General features: G+C 75.7%; 2 protein-coding genes and 1 pseudogene. All 3 read right to left on the minus strand.

All coding sequences use genetic code 11. The features are described from left to right. Nucleotides 1–417, minus strand: a 417-nt coding sequence (locus ACOJUF_RS09095; RefSeq protein ID WP_420121542.1) for a DNA-3-methyladenine glycosylase, incomplete at its 3' end; no start/stop codon positions are given. Continuing rightward, nucleotides 402–1,829, minus strand: a complete 1,428-nt coding sequence (gene argH / locus ACOJUF_RS09100) for an argininosuccinate lyase (RefSeq protein ID WP_420121543.1) — start codon at nucleotides 1,827–1,829, stop codon at nucleotides 402–404. The genes ACOJUF_RS09095 and argH, both read right to left, overlap by 16 nt. 153 nt (nucleotides 1,830–1,982) lie before the next feature. After that, a pseudogene (locus ACOJUF_RS09105) lies at nucleotides 1,983–2,283 on the minus strand (argininosuccinate synthase); the annotation flags it as partial.

A 2,283-nucleotide genomic window follows, 5' to 3' on the forward strand; every position in this document is an offset into this window, starting at 1 on the left:
GGCCGGGCCGCGGGCCAGGTCGACGTCCCGGCGGGCCGCGGGCCGCCGGGGGCGGGCGTGCGGGGGCCCGCGGACCACCACGGCGGCGCGCAGCAACACCGCCGACGCGCTGCCGTCGGCCCCGCTGACCACGTTCGCGCACCAGTGCATCCCGTACACGAAGTACACGTAGAGGTGGCCGGGCGGGCCGTACATGATCTCCGAGCGGGCCGTGCGCCGGTAGGCGTGCGAGGCCGGGTCCAAGGGCCCGGCGTACGCCTCCACCTCGGTCAGCCGGACGGCGATCGGACCGTCCGGGGTGTGGCGGACGACCACCCGGCCGAGCAGGTCAGGGGCGACCGTCAGGACGTCCCGGGCGAAGAAGCCGCGGCGCAGCACGCGCCCCAGCCCCGTCCCGCCGGTCAGGCGTCCAGCCACGCCCGGTCGGCGGCGATCGTCGCGCGCAGGGCGACGATCTGCTCGGCCACCCGGACCGGCGCCGTCCCGCCGACCGCGTCGCGGGAGGCCAGCGATCCGGTCACGGTGAGCACCTCGCGCACCTCCGGGGTGAGCGCCGGGTCGATCCCGGCGAGCTCGTCGTCGGTGAGGTCGACCAGGTCCTTGTCCCCCGCCTCGGCGACGGCCACGCACCGGCCGGCCGCCTCGTGGGCCACCCGGAACGGAACCCCCTGCCGCACCAGCCACTCGGCCACGTCGGTGGCGAGCGAGAAGCCGGCGGGGGCCATCGCGGCCATCCGCTCGGGCCGGAACTCCAGCGTGGCCGTCATGCCGACCACGGCCGGGAGCAGCAGCTCGAGCTGGTCGACCGAGTCGATCAGCGGCTCCTTGTCCTCCTGCAGGTCCCGGTTGTAGGCCAGCGGCAGCGCCTTGAGCGTGGCCAGCAGCCCGGTGAGGTTGCCGATCAGCCGGCCGGCCTTGCCGCGGGCCAGCTCGGCGATGTCGGGATTCTTCTTCTGCGGCATGATCGACGACCCGGTCGCGAAGGCGTCGTGCAGCCGGGCGTAGCCGAACTCGGCGGTGGTGAACACGATGACCTCCTCGGCCCACCGCGAGACGTTCACCGCGACGGTCGCCAGCACGAACGCCAGTTCGGAGGCGAAGTCGCGGGCCGATGTGGCGTCGATGGAGTTCGCGGCCGGGGCGTCGAAGCCCAGGTCGGCGGCGATCGCGGCCGGGTCCAGGCCCAACGACGACCCGGCCAGCGCCCCGGAGCCGTAGGGCGACACCGCGGCCCGCCGGTCCCAGTCGCGGATCCGGTCGACGTCCCGGGCCAGCGCCTGGGCATGCGCGGCCAGGTGGTGGGCCAGCAGCACCGGTTGGGCGTGCTGGAAGTGGGTCCGGCCCGGCATGGCCGCGCCCGGGTGGGCGTCGGCCTGGTCCAGCAGGGCCTGCTGCAGGTCGGTGACCAGCCGGCCGATCCGCCGGGCGTGGTCGCGCAGGTACATCCGGTAGAGCGTGGCGACCTGGTCGTTGCGGGAGCGGCCGGCCCGTAGCTTGCCGCCCAGGTCGCGGCCGGCCCGGTCCAGCAGGCCGCGTTCCAGCGCGGTGTGCACGTCCTCGTCGGCCGGCTCGGGCCGGAACGCCCCGGCGGCCACGTCGGCGGCCAGCTCGTCGAGGGCGGCCAGCATGCCGGACAGCTCGTCCTCGGACAGCAGCCCGGCCCGGTGCAGCACCCGGGCGTGGGCCTTCGACCCGGCGATGTCGTAGGGCGCCAGCACCCAGTCGAAGTGCGTGCTCAGGCTCAGCGCGGCCATCTCCGCGGACGGGCCGGAGGCGAACCGGCCGCCCCACAGGCCGCCCGACGACGCGCCCGACCCGGCGCCGGTCATCGCACCGCCCCGCGGCGCCGACTCGCCGCAAACGCACCGTCCGCGGCCCCGCGACCACGCGTCTGTGGCGAGTCGGCGGGCGTGGAGGTGCGGCGTGCGGTGGCGCGGGCGAAGGTGCGATCGAGCGTGGATCCGCTGGGGTGAGGGCGCATGTCAGTCGGTCCCGGCGTCCATGGCCGCGCTGTCGCTGGCCTGCTCGATCGCCTGGGTCTGCTCCGGGTGCTCGTCGGCCGCGGCGGGCAGGCTGGCGATCGCCCCGGCCTGCCCCGGCCGCAGGGTGCCGACGAGCGTCTGCTCGGTGTCCAGCTGGCCCAGGCCGGCGTAGAGCTCGAGCTTGGAGCGGGTGTCGGCGATGTCCAGGTTGCGCATGGTCAGCTGGCCGATCCGGTCGGCCGGGCCGAACGCCGCCTCGGACACCCGCTCCATGGAGAGCTTGTCCGGGTGGTAGGACAGC

The organism is Nakamurella sp. (assembly GCF_048594475.1).
Taxonomy (GTDB): Bacteria; Actinomycetota; Actinomycetes; order Mycobacteriales; family Nakamurellaceae; genus Nakamurella.

Coding starts and splice junctions, on each gene's coding strand:
- argH (WP_420121543.1), bottom strand. CDS start 1,829: ATGACCGGCGCCGGGTCGGGCGCGTCGTCGGGCGGCCTGTGGGGCGGC.